The following is a 17,871-nucleotide window of genomic DNA, read 5'->3' as shown; positions in this document are numbered from 1 at the left end:
TGCTCACTCACCTTACGCCATGTTTTTATACCGTTCTGTCAGCGACTTCTTACCCCGGCCGTAAATGATTGTATTTATGAAGTACCTATCCGCATCCATATGATGATCATTGGCTTTCACTGGTTTATCTTCCCCGCGGTTGCCTGCCTTTTCGTCCCAAATGTAAGAAGAGAACTCTCGGAATGTCTCTTTGCAGGACTCATCGTAAAAGATCTCTCCTTCTCGTAAAGCATTGGCCATGTTTTGAATACCTTCCAGCACTTCATTCTTCGCCTCCACCACTCGGAGACGATTCTTCTTCAGCAGAGCAATGAATGGTGTAGCACTGGGGTCTACAATAACGCCAGAAACCTGGACATCTGATGTAAAAGCGAGCAGATCATCAAGGTAGTCCTGCGGTGTTTTCTGTTTGTTTTCTTTGCGGCCGTCGTAGTGATACTCCCGCAGTTTATACCAAATGCCCAAACGTGAACCCCACAAGCCAAAAGCCGTGGGGTTCTGGGTGCCATAGTCCGCTGACACATAATATCTATCAAATTGCTTAAAGTTCACCTTCATGACATGCTGCTCTTTGTTGAACATGTCGAAGATAACGCCCTCGGCAAGCACCCATAAGCCAAGGATAAAACGCTCGTAAAAGACGCCACTGAACATCCTCTCGTAACGCTCGATAACCTTGCGGCTCAATGAAGGGTTATCCTGCATCATGAAGTGAAGATGGACTAAATTCTTTTCCTCCAGCTGGTCTAAATAGTTCTCTTTGAACCAGTGATAAGGGCTTTCCGGGTTGCAGTTGTACCAGTATTTCGAGCCGTCAACCGAGCAACGCGCTTCCGCCTGACTGACAAAGGACTCCGGCATGAGTGCCACTTCATCGAAGAACATCCCGGCCAATGTGATACCTTGAATCAGGTCCTGCGAACCCTCGTCTTTACCACCAAAGATATAAAAGTAATTCGTCTTTCCTTTATAGCTGATGGTCATGAAGTTATCCGCGCGATGGTCCTTTACTCGGTACCCTCTGGACTTCAGCATGCGCTTCAGAGGCCGAATGACGTTACGCCGAAAAGAGCCGATGGTTTTGCCGGCCATCCCCAGGTTCTCATCGTTAAATGTTTCCATGCCCCACATGATATAAGAGAGCGACATGACGACTGTTTTTCCGGCTCGGACGGATCCGTCGCAGATAATGCCGTCTTTATGTGACACTGGCGACTTCGGATGCCACCACGTCAGGACCTTCTTTTGTTTCATCGAGAACGGAGAAAATGTAAACAGCGCGGGCTTCTTTTTAGTCTGTGTTGTCGTCATCGTCCCACACCTCTTCGACGGTATCTCCTAATGCGTTGATAAATCCATCATCTTCATACTCCCCTTCATCGACATTCGCTTTGGCTTTATCCAGCGCATGCTTATCTTTAGACAGCTCCAGTTTGTCTTTCTCCAGCTGCAACTTGTTCAGCTTATCCTCTAACTTGGATACGAGCTCAATGCCTTTCTGGATAGCGTCTTCGTAAAAGTCGTCTTGTAAATAATAAGGCTCAGGCCCTTCTTTTGAACCGCCTGTTCCAATCATTCGTTTGTTGTTCTGCTCTCTGACCAGCCTTGCAACTTTATAACGAGCAAGCTGCAGTTCCTGTTCCAGTCCCTGCATCTGCCCGGACAATAAAAAAAGCTGCTGATCTTCCTCAGAAAAATGGTCAGCAACTATGGTTTCGTACAGCCCGTGCGTTATGGCATTTTTATTTCCTTCAGGAGCAGAGCCGCCGGTATTGCCAAGCGCATTTTTATTGCCGGCCGGTGCGCCCTTCTTTGTGTGCACCCTTTTTTCTTTGGTTGCACCCTTTTCGCGTGTCCATTCATAGCGACGTTTCCATGACTTCACAGTATTGATTGAGACGCTATGTTTTTCAGCAATGTCTTTATATTTCAATCCTTTGACGTAATCCTTCTCTGCTTGAATGTGTTTTTCCGGCACTTTACATCACCCGCCACCCCCACATTATTTGTGTTTGTTTTCGAGCAAAAGAAAAAGCACCCCGGAGGATGCTCATATTAACTATTTATTTTTTATTTCCTCAAGCAACTCGATAATCTTTTCTAGCTTACTATCTAACTCTCTTGTTCCGATATTGGCAGAACTAGCTTCACTCCTAATTTCATCTCCCTGCTTAGCAACCTCTTTTTTAACTTCTTCAATTTGGGCCATAATCAAGTCTTCATCCATTTTTCCACCTCCTTCCTCTCAACAATTTCTGAGCCGAAAGGAGGGAATCCTTCATCATTCGTTCGTCAAATTCCGACAAAATAAGTCGTTATTTTATTGTGATACAGGTTATTAAATATATTAGGAGGTGAGACATTATTACCGGTAGAGATCAACATGTATTTCCTCATGAGAACGGCTGGCAGGTTAAAGGTGAAATGAACCAGAACGCTACTTCGGTGCACAACACCTTAAATAAAGCCATCGATGCAGCTCGCGGAATTGCTGAGAAGCACTGCGCTGATGTAGTGATTCATCACCGCGATATAACCATGAGATACAGAGACGCTCGTCCGAAACCAGTCTACACTCCTGAATAATAACTTTCACGGCTGCTTCAGGCGGCCGTGCTACATAAAAAGACACCTGCAGCGCAGATGCCTTAAAGCCGTCCAGCGGTCAGCCAGCCGTTTTCTCCTTCTGCCAACGGCAGATGAGCTAAGACCCGTGAGGGTCGTTCATGTAATTCGTGGGAGAATTCTGATTCCCCTACCGCCCCCAGTTTATACATACTGCTTATGATATTGCAAATAGCGCCAACTTTGGCAGAACTGGCAGTTTTGGCATAAATGGTTGATTAGATCATCACGCGTCTGTCTGACTTTTTCTCTGGATATGCCGAGATGCTTCCCGATTGCGCGATAACTCATGCCTTCCATCATGCAGTTATATACCATCTGCTGCAACGTATCGTTTACCAATTCTTCTGCATCTTCGATAAAATCAATCAATTCCTGATACACCTGTATTCTCTTAAGCAGCTTCTGCTCACGGCGGTCCAGGTTTTTAAGTTCTATCTGACTTTTCTCTTTGGATCCTTTAGGCATTACCGCTTCAAGTCCATACTGTGCAATGAGTTTGTCGTTAGATGGTGAAGCAGACCCTCCTATTCCATGCACCAACTCCTCTAATCGGATAATTTCACGCTTCATGAGAGAATAATCACTGATGAGGTTTTCAATTTCTTTATGATTCATGGAAACACTCCCTTATTTCTGCTTAATTGCTCCACCGCTGCCACGTCCATACGTCGGTCTATTCATACCCATCAGTTCCTTCAGATCTTTATTTGACAGCTTCTCTTTCGGCTTCTTCTTGGTCATGCAGCATCCTCCAATCTAATAAAAAAGAGGACGCCAAGATCCACGGCCGTAACCGTAAATCAAAGCGTCCTCCAGTGGGCTGGTAGAACCATTAATTAAATTTCTTCAAATCCTCTATTAAAAAATTTTCGATTTCAAATAAAGGCTTCGACAAGTCACAATTTTTATAAGGAATATCTAACAGATTAGCGATCTCGCGGGAATATGTTTTCTCCCGAGTTTGAAAATCTCCTAATAGTTTTCTTTCGTAAACTTTTCCATCGCGTTTTTTTAAATTCCCCTGAATAGTTTCTATCTTATTTTCTAATACTATTATAGTTAGTGGCTTCAGTTCCTGAAAAGTCTTTATTGGTACATCAGTAATTTCGTTTTTATGATTTAACAGACTAAAATGACCATCCAGTAAAAAAGGTGTATTTTTTAGAGATAATTCTTTTATTGCTAGAAGCAATAAAAATTGATTTTTTTCAGCATTATGAACCTTTTTATTTTTAGATAACTTATTATGAGACTTCAGTGAAATAAGGTCGCTTGCGGTATAATGAGATATATTAAAAAGCTCGGCAATCTTATTACAAAAATATCCCTTCCCGACCCCGTGAATACCACCAACAAATATCATTAGATCACCTTACTTTATAGATTATTATGTCCTATCTAGGGTGCTGCTAATTTATATAGCAAAAGGATTGCGGGGCATGAAAATTATTTATGGTTTCAAATGGTGATAAAGGAGCATCATATTTTATCGCTTTTTTAATTTTAATTGCATACCCGGTTTCTTTACCTTGAAAATACTTTTTGAAAAAATCATATGTTGTACCAGAAGAGGACTTTGTGTTTTCCCACAAAATTTCAATATCATCTTGAAGAATTTTTTCTACTGTTAACTCTCCTACAATTTTCCCTTCAGGTTTTGTGCTATAAACCACTATAGTATCTACTCCTCCTTTTTTAAAAATACTTTTTCGATATTCATATTGTTTTTCACCGTTAAAGATTTTTTCCACAAATTCAGGCTTGATCGATAATAAAACTTTCATGTATACCACCTAATTTTACAATATTTTCAAATTTGTCCTCTGTTAATCTCTTAATTCCCCAATAACCTTCTCGAGGTACCCCACAATCTTCTATTAACGTCTTTCTTATTAATTTTCTCTCCATTGCTAAATTATAAGTCATTTTTATTGCAATCATATCATCTCTTTTATATAAAGAATTTAACTCCTCGTCTGAAAAAACACTATGCTTCTTGCAAAATTCATAATACTCATCGTAGTCTTTAAAGTCTTGTTTAGATTTTTGAGATTCAACAACACATATCGATGTAGCAACAGACCTATATTCAGCGGGTCCCTGATAATCATTGGTTCTGTAAATTACTATAATGTCACCCGACTTGATATATTTGGCATCTTTCATATAACAAATGTATACTTTGTGTATACTGTTTGTATGAGATGTGTCTTTAATAAGATCAAAACTTTCGTTAGTGAGAATAGAGTCCGGGAACAGAAGCGTATGATATTTTGGTAAGATCCCTAAAAGATGGATGTTTTTACGATGGAGATTAACTAACGGGTAATCCGCTAACAAATCACCGGTAGCTTCATCCAACCGTTTAACCATAACATTTTCAACACCATCTGAAGTAGTTTTCTTAGCCTCAACTCTAAATCCGTACTTTTCTAAAAGCGTAATAAGCTCTGTATGTTTAGGGAATATCGTAACGTATAACTCTTTTATATCACCAACTACAGCATGATCGATAGCTTTTTTTAAAAATCGTTCTCCTAATTTAGTCCCGTGTGGATTGATTTTTAACGTACCTATTTTTATTCTCTTTTTTCGTGGTTGAGGAGGATAAATATTAATTAACTCTTCATCTTCAACTTTAAGATATAAAAAAGCTTGAATACCTTCCTCGTTTTCGTGAAAGTAGGCTTTTTCATCCCTTTTTTTAAGGAACCATCGTTCAAATCCTTCGTAATTATCCTTAAGTGAATCAAAAAAAGGATCCTGTAAATTAATGTTTTTAAAATATTCATGTTTAAGAAATGTCTGTTGCAATATAATATACCTCCTCTTTATTTACTAGAAATAGATTCTATGAATTAAAGAGTATTCCTGCAAAATAATACGAAATTGGATTAAATTCGATTAATGCAAGATACTAACCTAGCATTAAAACTCTTCCCCCTCATCATACTTCACCCTCTTAACCTTGCCCTGGTGCATGACAATCTTCGCTTCTCCATGGTCTGGAAGCTCCGTCAGCTTCGCCTTTCCATTAGACACCACAATGGCAAACGAGGAATTTTGTTCCATTATATCAATATCTAGTTCTCCAGTGCTAGGATTTATGTCGATTTCTTGCATTCTTTTCATAGTAGCCCCTCCCTGATATACTAGCTGTAGTGGTGAGCTGCTCCGAGAGGGGCGGCTTTTTCTATTTCTGCTGCTTCGTGCCTTTTTGTTGCGGCAGAACCAGTTCTTCCCGAGTCACTTGCTTCTGCCACTCAATCTGATTCATAAGCGACCTCTCTTTCTATCAATCTCATCTTTGGTCTCTTGAATCCGCCTTTGATTTTCCTCCTGCATCCTTTCATGCTCTTTATCTATTTTAGCCATTTCTTTTCCTGCTTTCCCTATAATCAAAAACCATGCAGTGACCACGAGAAGCCAAAGGACAAAGACAAACACGCCGGGTATCCAGTAGGCAATGTCAAGGCTCGATAGACTGTTGACGACCCACACAATACTTAATACAACACCTTCCCCGACCAACAAACTAGCAAGCGCTATTACTACTGCAGCAATAATCGTCATACACTCACGCCCCTTCATAAACTACTAACTTTCTCCGCATGCTTGTCCACCACAGCCAGGTAATCAAGTGGCACTCCACGTCCTTGCCTCACTAAATCCGCATAGATCTGAAAGTCATCGATAGGAATCGATTTACGCCCTCCCTGCGCCGCATTTTTCGCCGCCAGAGTAATTAGTGAGAGTGGCGTGAAGAATACCTCCCGAGTATCCCGAAAATCAATGAGAAGGAACACAGTGGCTCCGTGTTGCTCTGCATTTTTTAGATGCTGGATCTGGTGGTCGTGGATGTTCTTAAGGTCGAATCGTTTCCCGGATATGCTCTTAGCCTCGAATTCGACGGCCTTGCCGTTATAGACTCCCGAGTAATCAACACTGGATTTAGCTTCCCATACCGCCTTTTGAATGTTGGTCCCTTTCGACTGCAGCACCTTAACTGGAGTCGGGCGCTTGGAGATCAGCGCTATCCCTTTGTTCTTGTATTGCAAGTTCGCCGTATTCACTAGATTTTCAAAACCCATGCCGCGATTACCCTGTGTTTGTTTCATTCTGTCCCTCCTTAACCTTTGCTGATAGATTCGCTGTCCATTCATTCGGTAATTCTTACCTCAGGCATACCTAAATCATGTCGGTTTTCGTTGATACGTCTAAGGCCCTCATGACAATATTCTTTGTCGAGCTCAAAACCAATCCAGTTCCTCCTTGTGTTATCCGCCGCAACTGCTGTCGTAAATGCCCCCATGCAATTATCCAGCACCGTGTCGCCTCTGTTGGTGTAAGTTTTGATCAGGTATTCAAAGAGCAGCAAAGGCTTCTGAGTGGGATGAAAAGTGTTCTTATCTCTCGAGAAGTCCACGATAGACTTCGGATAGTTGGTATGCGTCGTCGTGTGATCTTTCATTAAGCTTTGATCATCCTCTTTAAAAATGCCACCTGTGCTTTTCCTCTTCTTTCTTTTAACTTTCACCAACGGCAGCAAGCCCTGCGGATTATACGTCGGCAGCTTTTTGTAGAAAACACAGATGTTCTCATGGTTCTTCAACGGCATTCGTTTTGCATTCTGGAACCCTGTCGTATGCTTCCCTTTCTTCCATATCCACTCATACCGAAACCAGCTCATATTACTTGCGACCAATTTAGAAGTGAACGGCTGGCTAGCTGTGAGTACAATGGCTCCACGGTCCTTAATGACGCGTTTGTATTGCTCCCATAATTGATCGAACGGGATAATCTCATCCCACTTACAATGTGTAGTTCCATAAGGGAGATCGCATAAGATCATGTCGATGGAGTTATCTGGTATCTGCTTCATGCCCTCGATGCATTCCATGTTGTAAATCGTGTTTGGTTGTATTGTCATTTCTTTTCTCCCTTCCGCGTGATAAAATAAGATTCGGAAAGGAACGCTTGTTCTTTCTATTGTATTGAGACCCTATTAAAAGGGTCTCTTTTAGTTGGTAACCGTCACTTACAGCAACGATCCATCAATCAACAGCACGCTGTCTTCTCCGTCTCTCAATTCCTCGAGCACTTCATCTAATGGCGGCAGTTCTTTATCCTCTCCTGCTGCTCTGCTAAATTTAGCAACAGCATAATCTTGCGGAACCTCTTGCATCGCTTCCGATAAAGGTTCGTCTTCTGAATCATCAGACACTAGAGTGATATATTTCATAATCGCCTGCCCTTTATTTTCCGCTTTCAGTAAGGCGTAATACGGTTGGTTAATTTCAAAGTATTTCATTCTCTTTATTCTCCTTTCGCGTAATCGTCGCTATGCGAACTTGTTAGATTCTTCTACTTTTCGCAAAGCGACTTTCATGTTCTCCTCCACTTTTCCCACAACATAAACCAGAGCCTCGTCAAAAGAATCTGCGCTGATAGCAAATATTTCATCATAAAAATGTTTGTCCATAGCGGAACAAGTGTAAGTTATCAAAGGCATGTGTCCTTCTTCGACAAGTTTTCCGTTTCCATTTTCCACTTGATTACGGGCGGTAACTTCAATAATCACCCCTTGTTTCCGAAGGTGTTCTATACGTTCAAAAATAGTCATACTTAATTCATCCCTCACTTCGCATAATCCGTCCTATTCGCTACTAAGCAGATCAATCAAATCCATTTCGCCGGCATCGTCCTGCTGCTTCTCTTCTTCAAAAAGGCCGGCTCCCTTACACTCAGCACCCCATCTAAACCAGTGGTGAGCGTGATACTCGAAGGACTCCATGCTGTCTATCGTGTAGCCCGATTCAAAGAGCTGTTTCAGCTGCTCTTTTTTATTCGTGATTTCCCGGTCCGCTCGCTGGATTTGGGTCATGCTTCCACGTCCAGTAGCTCCGGATCTTCATAAATATTGCCGACAATCACAAAGCCGTGCTTGTATTTGATGTTTTCCTGCGACAACATGAAGCCTTCGAGGATGTCCATTTCATCATCAAACTGGAACGCTCCGTCGTCGAATATGATCGGATACTTGTGATGGTGCCACGGTGATGGCGAATCGTATTGGAGGATGTCACCCTCGTATATCTCCGTTCCGCACTTGTCTGTCAGGCCGGTGTACTGATCAGCGCAGCTAACCTTGAAATCATCAATTTGTTCTGTAAAATCTTCAAAGCAGTCATAATCCATCTTGGCTGTATCGATAATGAACAGTACTGGTGTTTCTCCTTGATAAAAAGCATTGTTAATCAACGAGCCATACAGCCACTCCCCGGTTTCTATTGACTTTCCTCGGAATTTAACGGTTTTCATGCTTGCTCCACCTCCATCAGCTCCGGAAGCCGCACTTTCTCCCGTTCAAGCTCACTCACCGTCAGCTCATTTAGCAGTCGTCCGTCCAAAGCAAGGAAGAATCCTTGTTGCTCCAATTCCTTTATGATTACTTGCCGTCTTAGTTCCGCCATGATATCCCTCCATGTATTTCCTAAAAGTCCAGTAGTTTCAGTGTTCTATACTTCTGCAGTCTGACGTAGTATGGTACCTGGGGAAGTTTGTCCATTTCGCTCCATGTCGCTTAATAAACGCTCGTTCTCCCGGTATATCTCCATCAGCTGAGCCTTCCGTTGTTCCCAAAGTTCCGGGGGCGTATTCCGTCCGCGGAGATAGATTGCTGATTGAAGCATTACACCTTCTCCTTTCTAAGCCGCCAGTCTTGACCAACACATTCGATCAGATGGTCTTCAAAGCAATTACCAAGCAACCGGCTTGCGGCTGCATAACCAATGCGTTCAGCAAGGGTTCCGCGGTCTTCATTACTGCTGAAAACAATGGGGCGGTTTGCTCGATATCGCTCGTTAATGATTTTGTAGTACATTCCTTCTTTTGCTTCGGAGGGTTTTGACTTGCCAATATCATCCCAGATCAAGACGTTGACGTTCAGTGCCTTGTCCAGTAACTTATTGAGCATCTCATAGCCATCATCCATTCTTCTCGCCTGCATAAGTTCATCCATGAACGATATGTCGGAAACAAGCAGTGTGTTGTAGCCTTGACGCATCAACCACTTAGAGGCAGCCACTTGCAAGTGTGTTTTGCCTAGCCCAAAGCTATTTTTCTCGTGTTTTATTTGAGAACGATCCGCTGATGGGAGGCTCCGTATCCTCTGTTCGCCAACCTCCGCAATAAATCCAAGATTAGGCTTTTCACCAGTATCTCGATTTTGTTTTTTATCAAAGGAATCTTTGAACAGTTTCAAATAAGCTTTCATTGTGTTTGAAAGAAGATGTTGAACCTCTGACTCTATCTGGTAATTGTCGAATCGAGCATTCTCGAATTCTGACGGTATCATGGCACTTTCAAACCGTTGACTAATGATTCGCTGTTCTCGACATTCGCAAGGTCGTCCAACTTCATAACCGTCTTCGTCTTTGTATAAAATCCATTCTTTTCCTTTGCATTTCGGGCAAACAGATTCATCCTCCCCATGCTGCTTTATCTGCTTCGAGTTGGCGGAGAAATTCTTCTTTACTTTGTCCTGCAGATCGGCCATGACTTCGCTGATGCTTGTAAATCGATCCCCCATCTGTACCTCCTCCATTTCGCTTTTCGTAATGCTTGTCGAGAATATAGCCGACGCAGTACTCCAGCTTTTGGATATTAGACCTGGAATGCTTACTTTGTGTGGCGTGATATTGCTTGAACTTCTCTTCCATCCAGGTAAGAGCGTCGTTCAGTTTCACGCCTTCTCGGAAAATCTCCTCAGCTGCCATGTCATCTTTGCTCGATGTCATAAACCCATTGCCTCGAAGGGTGATGAATTTATTTAACAGCGCTTGAACGTAAGAAGTCTGTGATATTTCTCCCGAGTCTTGCTCAGGATTTCCCTGTGGGTCGGTTTCCGGCGTCCCGTCACTTGCTCCTTCGCCCACGCGCGCATCAGCAGCAGTAGTACCATCATTCTTAATGCATTCTAGTTCATTCTTGTTTATATCCAGAGACTGTTCCTTGCCTGTTCCTTCGCTGTTACCTTCACTCTCTTTAACTTGGTAAGAATCCCAATTTATCAGGGTTATAAGTGTGTACTGTCTGTTACTTTTACCACGGCTTATGGAAATCATTTCTTGTTTCTCTAACCACTCCAGTATTTTTGAAATGGTCTTAGGGTTCGCTTCTTTCCAAGTGGCTCTCTCATACCATCCTGTTTCTTCCGCTATCTTTCGGACGGAAGTAAGATGCTGCCCAGGCTTGATAGTGAGAAAATCGTCATCGATGGGGATCCGTTTCTCGCGATGATTGACTTTGTATTTCAAATACTGCCAAACCCTGTGGTACAGGGGAGGCATGAGCCAAATGTCGCTTTCCAATTCCTTTCGGAAGTCTTTGATGTATCCTTGCAATGCCTACCCCCTCCCTCAGTCAGCAAGGCTGTTTTTCTTTTCGCAAATCGCTGTCATGCCTTCGATTTTCACCAGTTTCATTTCTGGGTAGGTTTTATTAATGTAACCCTGCACATACTGTTTAAAGAGCCGACCCCGGTCCTCACTATCTTTTGTCAGACCCACATAGAAACCGGGGATCGGCATTCTGTGTTTCATGGGACATACACTGGAGATCCAGTAAGCTCCATGATCTCCCTTTTAAAACGTTCTTCATCGGAGTTGCTATCTGACAGGTGCAACATCCAGATCTCTTCAAGCTTGCTCAGGTCATTAGCCCGCAGAAATTCTTTAAAGTTCTCAAGGCTCATGTGAGAGCGCATGAGTCGTTTTCGCATGACCTGCGGCACTCTTCCTTCTAAGATGTTTTCGTCCAGGATGTCGAGACTGTAGTTGCACTCAACGAGAATGTGCGTCAGGCCATTAAACCGGTATCGAATGTAATAGGTGTCTGTGGCAAACAGGAGCTTGTCTCCGGCTTCGTTTGCCAGCAGGAACCCATATGGTTCACTCACATCGTGTTGCACGTCAAAGGGCAAAATAGTCCATGTTCCGAGGGTAAATCCCTGCTTTGCCTGCACCGTTTTGATTCGGTGATTGCTCTGTCCGATTGCCTTTGCGGTACCGGCGCTCATATAACAATCAATGCCAGCCCTTGTGATTTCTTTAATTGCTTTGCAATGGTCTTGGTGCTCGTGTGTTATCACGCAGCCCTCAATCTGTGATACTTGAAAGTCCAGTCCGAGTTGTATCTCTTTATATGATATGCCGCATTCCAGCAGTATCGGGGTTCTGCCATCGCTGACGCGGTAGCAGTTCCCCCTACTGGAAGAGGCAAGTGCAGTGATTTCAATCATTAGAACGGTGGATCCTGTTCTTCGAACGACTCTGTCAGGTCTAATTGATCTTCCTGTCTCGGCTGTTCTTGTTGCTCTTTTTTGGGCTGCTCTACTTGTTCCCGCTGCGGCTCAGGATCAGGTGTGGCCGATGCCGGTTCGACATCGAGAATTTCCTGATTAGCCTTTTGGTTCACTTCTTCGCGCATCCGGCCTTCTTCCGCAACATCATCGCTGTGATGAAAATGGTTCATGACAAGACTGCCATCATCGCTGGAGTTCATGAATTTCTTGCAGGCACGGTTAATCACGGTTTTCTTTGCCATTTCTTGCTTGAAGTTATCGTGCGTAGACCCTTTCTTCTCTTGGGTTTGATCCTTCCCCCACATTGGTGACTGGCTCCATGACTGTCGTATTTCATCAATTGTCATCAATTCCGTATAAAGATTGCCGTCTGCCATTTCGATAGTGCAGTAAGCGCCCGATATTTTTTCTTTGTCGATGTTGTTAAACTGCTGCTTATGGGTGAGGTTCTTAATCCGTCCATTTTGAATCTCGTAATTTACTTCATCACCTTGATAGATTACTCCTGCATCAATCGATTTTGCCCCAGTAACTCTTTGAGTGACGGCCATTGTGCCGAAGTAGGAACGCTGAAACGTGAGCTGATCTCCGTAAACGATGAAGTACCCTTGCTTTTTGTTGGGATTCAGCCCCTGCACAACCATATCCAGCAGAGCATTAGCAACACTGTCTCTTGTGCAAACTTCCAGAGCGGGCTTCCTATTTTTATCTTGTGTGTTCTGCAGCACCAACCATGCGCTTTTCATGGCATTCTCCGGAGAGTAGTTTGCCGGAAAATGTACCTCCCCGGTTTCCTGAAACTTCTTCACCCTCTCGGAAACCACGTCCACGGTGTCTTTCTTGATCATTGCTAGTTCATTTTTTTGGTCTGCCAATTAAACCGCCTCCTTATGGTGTGCTTGTTCAATGCGAAGTTGCTTGTCCGGCTCGCTCACTACTAAGCTGATAACCTGCGCTTTGGTATCTATCAATCTCGTAACGGCCTCGCTGTTGTCTACAAAGATAGGTGCTGAGAAGCGATAGTGTTCGCTGAGAGTGTTAATGATATCGAGCCCAACATTAATACGGGCAGCGTTGTTCAGGCCGCCACTGTATGGGACTCCCTGAAATAAGGTCTCGCATGTCTCTTTCAGGCCTTCATTTATTTGAGTATCAAAGAGCTTAAACCGTGCGTGCTTGAATTTGTTGTTTATCTTTTCTTCTAAGAGATCCACTTTGGCACGGATGAACTCTTCTGTCAGGTACAGCTCGTGCTCAAGTTTTTCGTACTGTGCGGAGAGCTCCTTCTGCTCGTCCTCCAACTCCTTGATCCGATCGGCTGCCTGCCGTTTCTGCTGGAATTTCGCCTGGTCCTGTTCGAAAGCGGCTTTCTTGGACTTGAGTTCATCCATCTCGGTGCGGACCCTCTGCATGGATTCTTGAACTGAGTCCTTCAACTGTTTGATTTCCTGCTCGATGTTCTCGGCTTCCTGCTGCTTAGCTTGATACTGTGCATTCTCGGATATATCACTGACGTTGGCCTGCAGGTTTTCAATCTCGGTACTTAGAGCCGTAATTTCATTCTGCTTGGCTTCCAGTTGCTTCTGTGCTTGCTCTGCCTCTTGTTGAGCTGATGCCTTGTCTTGCTCCAGTTCTTGGACTTTCTCTTTCTTCTGAACGCCGGCCGTTTTGATATCCTCAAGCTGTTGTGATTTCCGGCGGTTGAATTCGGCTAAATTCGCTTCATAGGCCTGTACAGCTTTCTCATGAGCAGCTTCTACCTGATCTGCCGGCAGGTTCTGGCCGCAGGCGGAACATGTGCAGTCCTGGTCGTCTTTGGTGGGCTTGATACCGTCATATTCCTTGGCGTTGGTATCCTGCCACTGCTGCCGGAGGTCCGATGCATCCTGATTCAACTGCTGTATCTGTCCATCATCCGTTGATATACGGTTGTTCAGTTGCGTAATGGCCTGTTCCAGCTGGCTCTTTTCTTTCTCCAACCCGTTCAGTGAAGAGCGCTTTTCATTAATCTTCTCGTACTGATCGGACTGGTGATGGTTCTTGATTTCCTGCAGTTCTCCCTGTACTTCAGCAAGTTTCTTCTGTTTCTCGGTAACTTCACCACCGGACTGGATCCGGTTCAGTTCTTCTTGTTTAGCGTCGAGGTCTTGAGACAACTGTTCAATGCTGCTTTTAATCTGTTCTTCATCCAACCTTGAAGTGTCGGGCTTTCCTCGGTCTACTTCATCCATGCGGAGTGGAATCTCATCAATTTGTTTGTTTATCTCCTTCCGTTTAGAGGCAATGACTTTCCGGTGATCTTCAATGCTTCGTCCGTTCAGGGCGTCTGCAAGCTTGTCCAGCCCCTTCCGACTTTTCATAACCTCTTCGTCCGAGACATCGCCTGCAATTTCAAGGAGAATGTCACGGCGCTTCTGCCAGTGCAGCTGCTCATTGAAGTAGCTTGGAGACGTAAGAAGCTTGAATATATCTTCATCGATAATGGAAGATACCTTCTCGTCGTACTCTTTTTTCTTGGCCGGAACCCCGTCAATGTGGTATTCCGTTGTATGGCCGGTGAGCTGTTTATTTATATCGCCGCGCTTCTTCGTCCACTTTTCTTTGTAGGTTTTACTCAGCGATAAGGGGCTGCCATCGACTTCAAAATGTGCTTCAACTTCGTGGTCGAGACCACTGATTTCTTGGCCCTGCCCTGTAAGTGTTTTAATGGAGAAATCCTTTTTATTGTTGGAGTCCTTATCAAATAGCAACCATGTCACAGCATCGAAAATGGTGGTCTTTCCTGTGGCATTGTCACCAAATACTTTAATGTGCTCCCCTTCCGGCTCTAATGTGAAGTCCTTAATTCCTTTGAAATTCCGGAGTGTCAGTCGTTTCAATAGCATCTGTTTCACGTTGATTCCTCCCTATTTGAGTTTTGAGGGTGAATCGCATATAATTAAAGTAATAGGTATTACTGCGATTCACCCCAACGATCAGCCCGCCAGCTGGTCGTTTTTTTGTTCTTCAAGCTGTTGCTGTGTCCGTTCGATTTCCTCTACCATATCCATCATGTAGCTTTGCATCTGCAAAATATTACGCTTCATATCATCGAGCTGATTCTGGATGTTCTCGATATCCAATGCCCTTCCTCCTTTCCGCATCATATGTCCAGCGAATGATGTCCCGGCTTATACCCAGCTTTTCAGGGAGCCGGTTCAGAGCTTTCTCCATGCCTAGTGCTTCAATGTGGTTCACAATGTAGAACTTCAATTCTGTTCTAAGTCGCATTGCGACCTCTCCTTTCTGGTGCCGGTGCACCGCCGAGCCCATGACTGGGCAGAGGGGAATGGATAGAAGGGATATCCATCGTCATAGGCCCAGCGGCAAACCGGAAACCGGCTTGCCTGCTTATCAACCTAAGTGGTATAATTAAATTGGTAATGACCCCCCTTTAAGCGCTAGCAGTGTCCTCTGCTGGTGCTTTTTCATTGTGACGCTCGATCATGTGACCGACTTTCACGATATCTCTCAAATCCGTGGAGTACGGTACACTTGCCATTTTGGTGTGTGCGTCCGCGTCTGCTACATAATCCAGAAGTTCGTGACTGATTTTGTTATGAGTTCTCATTTCTCAATTCCTCCCTAATTTTTATAATCAGATCGAAACGTATTAAAGTCTTTAATCATCATGATTTCATCTCTCCAAGCTGCGCCATTCTCTCCCGATCCGTGCGCTCTTTTCTTAGATTTTCAAAAGCTCCGATCGAGTGCATCAGAATATTATTGGCAATGCCTCCGTTAATCCATGTCGCTTCAACGTATTGCTGGTTCAGCCCCCATTGATTTTCCATGGCCACTATCAAACAATCTGCCGCATGTCTAACATCTCTGATCTGTTTGGCCGAGGCTTGCATCTGCTGACGGTCTCTATCCTCAAACCCTTTCCATGGCCGCCAGTGTTGAGAGAGCTTTTCGATATCTTTGGCAGCAATAAAGCTTTCCTCCACCTCGGCTTTAAAATTGTCCAACTGGCTCGGGACGTTATCCAAAAGCCGCGGATCCGTCGGAGGCTCACTGATACCGTAGATGTGCAGAATATGTTTGAGAGCAAGGAAGTCTTCTACGGCTTCACACCATTCGATGCATTCCTCCAGGTGGACTTGAGACGTTCCATCTTCAATGCCTGTCAACCGCCGCTCTGTCATCCCCAACTGTTCTGCCAGCCATCGTTTGGTCCGTCGTTCGGGTTTCTTGGCTCGCTCCCTGGCCGTTTTTAAGATCGTTGGTATCGCTGAGGGATTATAAAGCCTCGCTTTTTCCGTTTTGTTCTGCATTGTGTTTGCCTCCTAGTAATTGGTTTTTCAATGTACGATAGAATTATAGATAACTTGTCCATTCGCGCAGGCTTAATCAGCCCGCTGCTTGTCGTATTCTGCATTGATCGCTTTTTGCTCTTCGAGAGATAGGTCTTTCCATATAGACCAACCAACGCGATGAAACTGCTCTAAAATGCGTTCCACTTTTTCAGGAGGAACCGGGCCTGGATCAACAATCTTGATCTTCGTGTTGCCGTCGTAATACTCCATGGATTGGTCTTGATATTTGTCAGTCATTGGTGCATCACCTCGTGACATTTTATGCGGCTGATCCATGTGGACTGCCCTCCTTCTTTAAGTGGATGTCTGCTTGTATTCATCGAGGAGAATGTTTGCCAAATCAACCTGGCCTTTTCCTGTAATAAGGGTGGTTACGCTCTCGACGCCGCCTTCAGTGCGACTAATTAAGGTGACGTTCGTATCGAACCATCCTTTCTCGATGTACTTTTGTTTCGGATTGTTGCGTTCGCGGCCGTGTTTGATCAGATATCCCTGCTCTCTCAGCCAAGCGAACAATTTATTACGACCGATACGGAGACCATGGTGCTCATATATCATCTTGGCAAAAGCTCCGATGTTCACCGCGGCGTTTGAGTTGGACATGGCTTTGCCGAAGGTTGAATAGGGCTTGTCCAGTTGAAGTTGCTGTTCGGCTGCCTGCCGTTTCTGCTGTTCGTCTTTCAAGTTGGTCGCCAGCTGAATGATGGTATCTGGATTCATCAGCGTTTCTTCGATTTTTTCCGGTGTCATATATGCGCCGTGTTTTCTAATGGATGGAATGACTTCATCTGTGACCCATTTTCTAAATTGCTTAGCTTCCGGCTTGCGGCTATCCATGATTACGTCATACAATCCACTTTCATTAATGAAGGTAGCGTCCTGCGTTCCGCCAGATGTTTCAAGGGGGTGATTTGAAATCACGTCCTTGTCCAAACGCCTTTTAACACCGGCGACTTGTCCAAGTTCTAAAATGTCGCAAACATCTTTCAATAGAAAATACGGCTGATCGTTAATGGTTTCTGTTCGAACCTGCTGCCCTGCGAATTGAAAAATAGTTAAGTTACTCATGCTTACCTCCTTCAAGCTGATGTGGTTTTAAATATTGAAATGCACTGTCGTGACAGAGAAGAGAAAAACGATGGTGAAAAGAGCCAAGATGCTCCATTCCGTTCCTGATAAATTAAGCATGGCCTCTCTCCTTTAAGCTGATGATGTTTTACTACACGATTCGTGGCTTTCATCTTCAAAAAAAATAGTCCAATTAAATCCCAATACTTTAGAGATTTTTTTGGCATTTGATACTGAAGCGTTACGCTCGCCCAACTCAATCATCGAGTAAGTGCTTCTATTCATGTTTGCTTTTTCTGCGACCTCAGATTGTGTAAGGCCCATTTCGCTTCTTTTATATAAAAGCCAGTTTCTCAACTTACTCACCTCCAATTCCACGTTTCGTGGCTTAGTTAGTTATATAATAAGCCGCATAACGTGGAATGTCAATAAATAATTACACTTTTTGTGGCA

30 protein-coding genes are annotated in these 17,871 nt (G+C 43.9%); 1 reads left to right on the top strand and 29 read right to left on the bottom strand.

What is annotated here, in order from left to right:
- Window positions 1-12 precede the first annotated feature (12 nt).
- From BM124_RS03115 to BM124_RS18745, 3 genes are all read right to left on the bottom strand, one after another.
- Complete coding sequence (locus BM124_RS03115; protein WP_244504210.1) at window positions 13-1,254, bottom strand: PBSX family phage terminase large subunit; 1,242 nt, start codon at window positions 1,252-1,254, stop codon at window positions 13-15.
- 37 nt (window positions 1,255-1,291) lie between these two features.
- Window positions 1,292-1,978: a terminase gpP N-terminus-related DNA-binding protein gene (locus tag BM124_RS03110; protein ID WP_093335209.1), complete on the bottom strand. Its 687-nt coding sequence runs from the start codon at window positions 1,976-1,978 to the stop codon at window positions 1,292-1,294.
- 81 nt (window positions 1,979-2,059) lie between these two features.
- Window positions 2,060-2,227, bottom strand: a complete 168-nt coding sequence (locus tag BM124_RS18745) for a hypothetical protein (RefSeq protein WP_170840931.1) — start codon at window positions 2,225-2,227, stop codon at window positions 2,060-2,062.
- A gap of 134 nt (window positions 2,228-2,361) precedes the next feature.
- On the opposite strand from BM124_RS18745, the gene BM124_RS19645 reads away from it, so the two are divergent.
- A complete protein-coding gene (locus BM124_RS19645; protein ID WP_425288519.1) occupies window positions 2,362-2,586 on the top strand; it encodes a DUF2188 domain-containing protein in 225 nt (74 codons plus the stop codon).
- Between the two features lie 183 nt (window positions 2,587-2,769).
- On the opposite strand, the gene BM124_RS03100 is transcribed toward BM124_RS19645, so the two are convergent.
- From BM124_RS03100 to BM124_RS02995, 26 genes are all read right to left on the bottom strand, one after another.
- Window positions 2,770-3,243, bottom strand: coding sequence for a sigma-70 family RNA polymerase sigma factor (locus BM124_RS03100; RefSeq protein WP_093335207.1), 474 nt, complete (start codon window positions 3,241-3,243; stop codon window positions 2,770-2,772).
- Between the two features lie 217 nt (window positions 3,244-3,460).
- Entirely contained in the window at window positions 3,461-3,991 is a 531-nt protein-coding gene (locus BM124_RS03095; protein ID WP_093335206.1) for an ATP-binding protein, read from the bottom strand.
- Between the two features lie 46 nt (window positions 3,992-4,037).
- Window positions 4,038-4,412 (bottom strand): ASCH domain-containing protein, encoded by a 375-nt coding sequence (locus tag BM124_RS03090; RefSeq protein WP_093335205.1) that lies wholly within the window; start codon window positions 4,410-4,412, stop codon window positions 4,038-4,040.
- Window positions 4,384-5,442 carry a GNAT family N-acetyltransferase gene (locus BM124_RS03085; protein ID WP_093335204.1) on the bottom strand — a complete coding sequence of 353 codons (1,059 nt, stop codon included), beginning with the start codon at window positions 5,440-5,442 and terminating at the stop codon, window positions 4,384-4,386. The genes BM124_RS03090 and BM124_RS03085 overlap by 29 nt, the downstream gene beginning before the upstream one ends.
- A 114-nt stretch (window positions 5,443-5,556) precedes the next feature.
- Window positions 5,557-5,760, bottom strand: a complete 204-nt coding sequence (locus BM124_RS03080; RefSeq protein ID WP_093335203.1) for an XtrA/YqaO family protein — start codon at window positions 5,758-5,760, stop codon at window positions 5,557-5,559.
- A 141-nt stretch (window positions 5,761-5,901) separates the two neighbouring features.
- A complete protein-coding gene (locus tag BM124_RS03075) occupies window positions 5,902-6,201 on the bottom strand; it encodes a hypothetical protein (protein WP_093335202.1) in 300 nt (99 codons plus the stop codon).
- Window positions 6,202-6,215: 14 nt separating this feature from the next.
- On the bottom strand, window positions 6,216-6,746 hold the full coding sequence (locus tag BM124_RS03070) for a Holliday junction resolvase RecU (protein ID WP_093335201.1): 531 nt from the start codon (window positions 6,744-6,746) through the stop codon (window positions 6,216-6,218).
- A gap of 41 nt (window positions 6,747-6,787) precedes the next feature.
- Complete coding sequence (locus BM124_RS03065) at window positions 6,788-7,558, bottom strand: DNA-methyltransferase (protein WP_093335200.1); 771 nt, start codon at window positions 7,556-7,558, stop codon at window positions 6,788-6,790.
- Window positions 7,559-7,666: 108 nt separating this feature from the next.
- Window positions 7,667-7,939, bottom strand: coding sequence for a hypothetical protein (locus tag BM124_RS03060; RefSeq protein ID WP_093335199.1), 273 nt, complete (start codon window positions 7,937-7,939; stop codon window positions 7,667-7,669).
- 30 nt (window positions 7,940-7,969) lie between these two features.
- On the bottom strand, window positions 7,970-8,251 hold the full coding sequence (locus BM124_RS03055) for a hypothetical protein (protein WP_093335198.1): 282 nt from the start codon (window positions 8,249-8,251) through the stop codon (window positions 7,970-7,972).
- Window positions 8,252-8,284: 33 nt separating this feature from the next.
- Window positions 8,285-8,512, bottom strand: a complete 228-nt coding sequence (locus BM124_RS03050) for a hypothetical protein (protein WP_093335197.1) — start codon at window positions 8,510-8,512, stop codon at window positions 8,285-8,287.
- A complete protein-coding gene (locus BM124_RS03045) occupies window positions 8,509-8,949 on the bottom strand; it encodes a YopX family protein (RefSeq protein WP_093335196.1) in 441 nt (146 codons plus the stop codon). Before BM124_RS03045 ends, BM124_RS03050 begins: the two co-directional genes overlap by 4 nt.
- The gene (locus tag BM124_RS18505; protein WP_139217059.1) at window positions 8,946-9,101 is read right to left on the bottom strand and encodes a Fur-regulated basic protein FbpA; all 156 of its coding nucleotides are present in this window, start codon (window positions 9,099-9,101) and stop codon (window positions 8,946-8,948) included. Before BM124_RS18505 ends, BM124_RS03045 begins: the two co-directional genes overlap by 4 nt.
- A gap of 45 nt (window positions 9,102-9,146) precedes the next feature.
- Window positions 9,147-9,320 carry a hypothetical protein gene (locus BM124_RS18740; RefSeq protein WP_170840930.1) on the bottom strand — a complete coding sequence of 58 codons (174 nt, stop codon included), beginning with the start codon at window positions 9,318-9,320 and terminating at the stop codon, window positions 9,147-9,149.
- Window positions 9,320-10,219, bottom strand: coding sequence for an ATP-binding protein (locus tag BM124_RS03040; RefSeq protein ID WP_244504209.1), 900 nt, complete (start codon window positions 10,217-10,219; stop codon window positions 9,320-9,322). The genes BM124_RS18740 and BM124_RS03040 overlap by 1 nt, the downstream gene beginning before the upstream one ends.
- Window positions 10,110-11,033 (bottom strand): hypothetical protein, encoded by a 924-nt coding sequence (locus tag BM124_RS03035; RefSeq protein ID WP_093335194.1) that lies wholly within the window; start codon window positions 11,031-11,033, stop codon window positions 10,110-10,112. Before BM124_RS03035 ends, BM124_RS03040 begins: the two co-directional genes overlap by 110 nt.
- Before the next feature lie 15 nt (window positions 11,034-11,048).
- Window positions 11,049-11,231, bottom strand: coding sequence for a hypothetical protein (locus tag BM124_RS19135; RefSeq protein ID WP_093335193.1), 183 nt, complete (start codon window positions 11,229-11,231; stop codon window positions 11,049-11,051).
- Window positions 11,228-11,929: an MBL fold metallo-hydrolase gene (locus BM124_RS03025; protein ID WP_093335192.1), complete on the bottom strand. Its 702-nt coding sequence runs from the start codon at window positions 11,927-11,929 to the stop codon at window positions 11,228-11,230. The genes BM124_RS19135 and BM124_RS03025 overlap by 4 nt, the downstream gene beginning before the upstream one ends.
- A complete protein-coding gene (locus BM124_RS03020) occupies window positions 11,929-12,840 on the bottom strand; it encodes a recombinase RecT (protein ID WP_093335526.1) in 912 nt (303 codons plus the stop codon). Before BM124_RS03020 ends, BM124_RS03025 begins: the two co-directional genes overlap by 1 nt.
- A 27-nt stretch (window positions 12,841-12,867) precedes the next feature.
- A complete protein-coding gene (locus BM124_RS03015; RefSeq protein ID WP_093335525.1) occupies window positions 12,868-14,877 on the bottom strand; it encodes an AAA family ATPase in 2,010 nt (669 codons plus the stop codon).
- 90 nt (window positions 14,878-14,967) lie between these two features.
- Entirely contained in the window at window positions 14,968-15,114 is a 147-nt protein-coding gene (locus BM124_RS18735) for a hypothetical protein (RefSeq protein ID WP_170840929.1), read from the bottom strand.
- A 311-nt stretch (window positions 15,115-15,425) separates the two neighbouring features.
- On the bottom strand, window positions 15,426-15,602 hold the full coding sequence (locus BM124_RS18730) for a hypothetical protein (RefSeq protein ID WP_170840928.1): 177 nt from the start codon (window positions 15,600-15,602) through the stop codon (window positions 15,426-15,428).
- A gap of 58 nt (window positions 15,603-15,660) precedes the next feature.
- Window positions 15,661-16,308 carry a hypothetical protein gene (locus BM124_RS03010; RefSeq protein ID WP_093335191.1) on the bottom strand — a complete coding sequence of 216 codons (648 nt, stop codon included), beginning with the start codon at window positions 16,306-16,308 and terminating at the stop codon, window positions 15,661-15,663.
- Between the two features lie 72 nt (window positions 16,309-16,380).
- The gene (locus BM124_RS03005) at window positions 16,381-16,626 is read right to left on the bottom strand and encodes an ATP-binding protein (protein WP_093335190.1); all 246 of its coding nucleotides are present in this window, start codon (window positions 16,624-16,626) and stop codon (window positions 16,381-16,383) included.
- An 18-nt stretch (window positions 16,627-16,644) separates the two neighbouring features.
- A complete protein-coding gene (locus tag BM124_RS03000; RefSeq protein WP_093335189.1) occupies window positions 16,645-17,418 on the bottom strand; it encodes a phage antirepressor KilAC domain-containing protein in 774 nt (257 codons plus the stop codon).
- Window positions 17,419-17,550: 132 nt separating this feature from the next.
- The gene (locus BM124_RS02995) at window positions 17,551-17,775 is read right to left on the bottom strand and encodes a helix-turn-helix transcriptional regulator (protein WP_093335188.1); all 225 of its coding nucleotides are present in this window, start codon (window positions 17,773-17,775) and stop codon (window positions 17,551-17,553) included.
- Between the last annotated feature and the right edge of the window lie 96 nt (window positions 17,776-17,871).

Origin of the sequence: Salibacterium halotolerans, assembly GCF_900115625.1 — a bacterium.
Classification (GTDB): Bacteria; Bacillota; Bacilli; order Bacillales; family Marinococcaceae; genus Salibacterium; species Salibacterium halotolerans.
The sequence above is the reverse complement of the archived record's forward strand: the minus strand, read 5'-3'. Positions and strand labels throughout refer to the sequence as shown.

Bases quoted from the DNA above. Each gene is read 5' to 3' on its own strand.
- BM124_RS03060 (WP_093335199.1), bottom strand. From the start codon at position 7,939: ATGAAATACTTTGAAATTAACCAACCGTATTACGCCTTACTGAAAGCG.
- BM124_RS03005 (WP_093335190.1), bottom strand. From the start codon at position 16,626: ATGGATCAGCCGCATAAAATGTCACGAGGTGATGCACCAATGACTGAC.
- BM124_RS03010 (WP_093335191.1), bottom strand. From the start codon at position 16,308: ATGCAGAACAAAACGGAAAAAGCGAGGCTTTATAATCCCTCAGCGATA.
- BM124_RS03090 (WP_093335205.1), bottom strand. From the start codon at position 4,412: ATGAAAGTTTTATTATCGATCAAGCCTGAATTTGTGGAAAAAATCTTT.
- BM124_RS03080 (WP_093335203.1), bottom strand. From the start codon at position 5,760: ATGAAAAGAATGCAAGAAATCGACATAAATCCTAGCACTGGAGAACTA.
- BM124_RS18740 (WP_170840930.1), bottom strand. From the start codon at position 9,320: ATGCTTCAATCAGCAATCTATCTCCGCGGACGGAATACGCCCCCGGAA.
- BM124_RS03015 (WP_093335525.1), bottom strand. From the start codon at position 14,877: ATGCTATTGAAACGACTGACACTCCGGAATTTCAAAGGAATTAAGGAC.
- BM124_RS03000 (WP_093335189.1), bottom strand. From the start codon at position 17,418: ATGAGTAACTTAACTATTTTTCAATTCGCAGGGCAGCAGGTTCGAACA.
- BM124_RS19135 (WP_093335193.1), bottom strand. From the start codon at position 11,231: ATGAAACACAGAATGCCGATCCCCGGTTTCTATGTGGGTCTGACAAAA.
- BM124_RS03115 (WP_244504210.1), bottom strand. From the start codon at position 1,254: ATGAAACAAAAGAAGGTCCTGACGTGGTGGCATCCGAAGTCGCCAGTG.
- BM124_RS03095 (WP_093335206.1), bottom strand. From the start codon at position 3,991: ATGATATTTGTTGGTGGTATTCACGGGGTCGGGAAGGGATATTTTTGT.
- BM124_RS03040 (WP_244504209.1), bottom strand. From the start codon at position 10,219: ATGGGGGATCGATTTACAAGCATCAGCGAAGTCATGGCCGATCTGCAG.
- BM124_RS03025 (WP_093335192.1), bottom strand. From the start codon at position 11,929: ATGATTGAAATCACTGCACTTGCCTCTTCCAGTAGGGGGAACTGCTAC.
- BM124_RS03020 (WP_093335526.1), bottom strand. From the start codon at position 12,840: ATGATCAAGAAAGACACCGTGGACGTGGTTTCCGAGAGGGTGAAGAAG.
- BM124_RS03070 (WP_093335201.1), bottom strand. From the start codon at position 6,746: ATGAAACAAACACAGGGTAATCGCGGCATGGGTTTTGAAAATCTAGTG.
- BM124_RS18505 (WP_139217059.1), bottom strand. From the start codon at position 9,101: ATGGCGGAACTAAGACGGCAAGTAATCATAAAGGAATTGGAGCAACAA.
- BM124_RS03075 (WP_093335202.1), bottom strand. From the start codon at position 6,201: ATGACGATTATTGCTGCAGTAGTAATAGCGCTTGCTAGTTTGTTGGTC.
- BM124_RS03065 (WP_093335200.1), bottom strand. From the start codon at position 7,558: ATGACAATACAACCAAACACGATTTACAACATGGAATGCATCGAGGGC.
- BM124_RS03050 (WP_093335197.1), bottom strand. From the start codon at position 8,512: ATGACCCAAATCCAGCGAGCGGACCGGGAAATCACGAATAAAAAAGAG.
- BM124_RS03045 (WP_093335196.1), bottom strand. From the start codon at position 8,949: ATGAAAACCGTTAAATTCCGAGGAAAGTCAATAGAAACCGGGGAGTGG.
- BM124_RS18730 (WP_170840928.1), bottom strand. From the start codon at position 15,602: ATGAGAACTCATAACAAAATCAGTCACGAACTTCTGGATTATGTAGCA.
- BM124_RS18745 (WP_170840931.1), bottom strand. From the start codon at position 2,227: ATGGATGAAGACTTGATTATGGCCCAAATTGAAGAAGTTAAAAAAGAG.
- BM124_RS03055 (WP_093335198.1), bottom strand. From the start codon at position 8,251: ATGACTATTTTTGAACGTATAGAACACCTTCGGAAACAAGGGGTGATT.
- BM124_RS03100 (WP_093335207.1), bottom strand. From the start codon at position 3,243: ATGAATCATAAAGAAATTGAAAACCTCATCAGTGATTATTCTCTCATG.